Raw genomic sequence first — 3804 nt, forward strand, 5'->3', positions numbered from 1 at the left:
GAGCAGTATGGTCGGGTCGATGTCCTCATCAATAATGCTGGATTGCAATATGTTTCGATGATCGAGGACTTCCCAACGGAAAAATTCGAATTGCTGATAAAAGTCATGCTTACAGCACCTTTTGTAGGATTGAAATACGCTTTGCCTGTGATGAAAAAACAGGGCTTTGGACGCGTCATCAATATGGCTTCAATCAATGGGCTCGTCGGTTTTGCTGGTAAAGCAGCATACAATAGTGCTAAGCATGGCGTCATTGGGCTGACGAAGGTTGCCGCACTTGAAACGGCGCAGCATGGCATTACTGTAAATGCGGTATGTCCAGGATATGTGGATACCCCTCTTGTGCGCAATCAGTTATCAAGCCTTGCCGAGACCCGAAATGTCCCGCTTGAAAAGGTTCTCGAGGAAGTGATCTTTCCTCTCGTTCCCCAAAAACGGCTTCTGGCTGTTGAGGAAATCGCTAATTATGTGCTATTTCTCGCCAGTGATGCAGCTAAAGGAATTACAGGGCAGGCGGCGGTCATTGACGGCGGCTATACAATTCAATAATAAAATGAGCCGGCATCCATTGAAGGAAGCCGGCTCATATTTTATAAAAGGTTGGGTTATGGTATAAGTTTTATATAAAGGGCATCAATGTGTGTGATTTAAGTGTTATCAATGCCTTTATTAGTAAAATTCATAGGGCTTTGAAGCGTTTAAAAAGTCTTACAGGTCATCAATCACGATATAGGTTGCCTTCACTGGTCCATGCACGCCGACAACCAGGTTCAGCTCAATGTCAGCTGAATTGCTTGGGCCGGTTATAAAGTTAATGCATGAAGCAACCTGTTTGCCAGAGTGATGCAATTCGCGTAATTTGAGCGCTGCCTGGGTAATCCGTGGTACGATGGTGCTCTTAGGAATAAGTGCGATATATGTGGCTGGAAGGAAGCTGACTGTCCGGCCTTTATCTTTATCGCTGAATAATACAACCGTGCCAGATTCGGCGAGGGTCATTTCACTGATTGTGATGCCGACATTCGCTTTTTCTGCCTGGCGGATATTTTCTTCACCTTTAGTATGGTCCCACTCATACACTTCAATGTTATTTGCTGGCCATTCATTTTTCATCAGAGAATTTAGTCCCCATTTTGAAAAACGGTCATCCTTCCAGGAAACGACTGGGCCGCCTCCATAGTTTGACACAACCTCATTCAACGTTTCAGGTAAATTTTTCGAATCAGTCATGACAAGGCTTGTATGAATTTTAAGGCATTGAGTTTTTAATACCTCAATCAATTCATCAGGAGTGGCTCCTTTTAAAACCTGGTCCTGGGGGCGATGTTTCCAGGCAGGTACCTTAACGCCGCTGGACAATCGGCCTCTTCCAAGTGAGCTTGCGATTTGATCTAAAAAGGCTTCGCGGTTCTGGATCGTTCCTGTCATGATTCTTTGCCTCCTTTTTCCCGGTTTTTGAACCAGTCTCTGAATCTTTCTTTGTTAGGAGCAGGGAACTCCCTAATTTCTGTCCAGGCTTTTAGCGGGCCAGGACCTTTTGATATTTTATCACCGACAGTGAACGGATTCATGGCTGCAGGAGCAACCTTGGAGCCGAGCTTGTAAAGCATTGGGGAAGCAGCTCCAAGTCCAAATGCCTTCATAGCGAGTTTTTCGGAAATTGGGGCTTTGCCTTCCTGCTCAACTATTACCTGTCGATGTTTATGCAAAAGCTCATGCAGCGGTATTTTTACAGGGCATACATCTGTACATGCTCCGCAAAGGGTAGAAGCATATGGAAGCTCCTTGTACTCGTCGTATCCGCCAAGCAAAGGCGACAATACTGCACCGATTGGTCCTGAATAAATAGATCCATATGAGTGGCCGCCTACATGACGATAGACAGGGCAAACATTGATACAGGCTGCACAACGGATACATTGAAGCACAGACTGGAATTCACCGCCAAGAATTTTTGACCGGCCATTATCAACGATGACAAGATGGAATTCTTCTGGTCCATCAACGTCATGTTCTTCACGCGGACCTGTCAGGACAGTGATATAGCTTGTAAGCTTCTGGCCGACGGCACTTCTAGTCAGCAGGCTGACGAGGACTTCCATCTCTTCAAATGTTGGTACGAGACGCTCCATTCCCATTACCGTAATCTGGGTTTTTGGGAGGGAGGTAACCAGATCGGCGTTGCCTTCGTTCGTCACAAGGCTGAAGGAGCCTGTTTCAGCAACCGCGAAATTACAGCCTGTGATGCCGATGTCTGCTGTCAAATATTCCTGGCGCAGCATTTCGCGTGCATGCCAGGCTAGTTCTTCCGGCTTCTCCGTTTTTTGATAACCTAGCTTCTTTGTAAAAACGTCCCTGATCTGCTCCTTGTTTTTATGCAAGGCAGGAACAACAATGTGTGACGGCGGATCATGATCGTCCACCTGGAGGATGTATTCTCCAAGGTCCGTTTCAACGACAGTGCAGCCAGCCTCTTCAAGCGCTGCGTTAAGACTGATTTCTTCTGTCACCATTGATTTGGCTTTAACGACTTTTTTGGCATTCTTTTTGGCAACTACGCCTTTTATATACTCATTTGCCTGCTCTGCAGTTTTAGCAAAGAAGACATGCCCTCCGCGTTTGGCTACATTTTCACTAAGCTGCTCCAGATAATAATCCAAATTTTCAAGGACGTGCTGACGGATTTCTTCACCATGACTGCGCCATTCTTCCCAGTTTCCCAGTTCCTCAGTCGCATTCTGCCTGCGGACGCCCATGCTGTTCTGGGCTCCAGCAACCGCACCGCGCATGAAAGTATCATTAATGCCATTGTCGACACGTTCTTTAAAATTATCAGTTCCAATCTTCATTGCCATGAGAAAAATTCCCTCCTTTTTCATCAGGAAAAATAGTTTTTTATTATATTAGTGTGATTAACGGCTGTTTAAAACTTCTGCAATATGGAGCACTTTAATAGGCTTTCCTTGCCTTTCGATCCTGCCACCGATATTCATTAGGCAGCCAGCGTCCGCTCCGATTAAATACTCGGCACCCGTTTCTTCTACATGCATAACCTTTTCATCGACCATCTGTTCAGAAATCTGTGCCATCTTAACAGAGAATGTACCACCGAAACCGCAGCATTGCTCCTTGCCAGGAAGCTCTGTGAACTCAAGGCCCTTTACGTTGCTTAATAGAATCATAGGAGCCTTTTTGACACCTAACAATCTTGTCATATGGCAGGATGTATGGTATGTAACTTTGCCTTCGAAACGGGCGCCAACATCTTCAATTTTTAATACATCCACAATAAACTGAGTTAATTCAAATGATTTAGCCGCAAGCTTCTTAGCCTTTGGCTCCCAAACAGGATCTCCCTTGAATACATGTGGGTATTCATGGAACATAGTGATACATGAGCCAGAAGGAGATACAACATATTCCGCATCTATAAATGTATCAATCATCGATTTCATTGCTTCTTTCGCTTCTTTAACATAACCGCTGTTATAGGCTGGCTGTCCGCAGCAAACCTGGGATTCTGGAAATTCGATTTCACATCCAAGCTTCTCAAGCAGTTCAACTGTTGCTTTTCCCGCACTGCTCTGGAACATGTCGACCAAACAAGTTGCAAAAAGAGTTACCTTCATTGTTCAACCTCTTTCCTAACGAATGATATACACATAGATTAACAGGTCATCTGATGACCTGAAATCTGCGTGTCCTAATTAAATTCAATACTACTATAAAAATGTATTTTTTTGAAAGGGGTTTCAGAATTTTTTTTATGAAAATAAAAACCACACCTCCTGTGGAGAGGTATGG

Annotated in this window: 4 protein-coding genes; 1 reads left to right on the forward strand and 3 read right to left on the reverse strand. The window is 44.6% G+C overall.

Features of this window, described 5'->3' with window-relative positions; translation table 11 throughout:
- Positions 1-549: 3-hydroxybutyrate dehydrogenase (locus WB217_RS15460; protein ID WP_423994133.1), on the forward strand; the 549-nt coding region annotated here is incomplete at its 5' end.
- Between the two features lie 159 nt (positions 550-708).
- On the opposite strand, the gene WB217_RS15465 is transcribed toward WB217_RS15460, so the two are convergent.
- The 3 genes from WB217_RS15465 to WB217_RS15475 are packed head-to-tail and all read right to left on the reverse strand — an operon-like array spanning position 709 to position 3629.
- Positions 709-1431: a LutC/YkgG family protein gene (locus WB217_RS15465; protein ID WP_423994137.1), complete on the reverse strand. Its 723-nt coding sequence runs from the start codon at positions 1429-1431 to the stop codon at positions 709-711.
- Positions 1425-2855 carry a LutB/LldF family L-lactate oxidation iron-sulfur protein gene (locus tag WB217_RS15470; protein WP_423994134.1) on the reverse strand — a complete coding sequence of 477 codons (1431 nt, stop codon included), beginning with the start codon at positions 2853-2855 and terminating at the stop codon, positions 1425-1427. The genes WB217_RS15465 and WB217_RS15470 overlap by 7 nt, the downstream gene beginning before the upstream one ends.
- A gap of 57 nt (positions 2856-2912) precedes the next feature.
- Positions 2913-3629, reverse strand: coding sequence for a (Fe-S)-binding protein (locus tag WB217_RS15475; protein WP_423994136.1), 717 nt, complete (start codon positions 3627-3629; stop codon positions 2913-2915).
- Positions 3630-3804: the final 175 nt, after the last annotated feature.

Source organism: Mesobacillus sp., from assembly GCF_049588175.1.
Lineage (GTDB): Bacteria > Bacillota > Bacilli > Bacillales > Cytobacillaceae > Mesobacillus.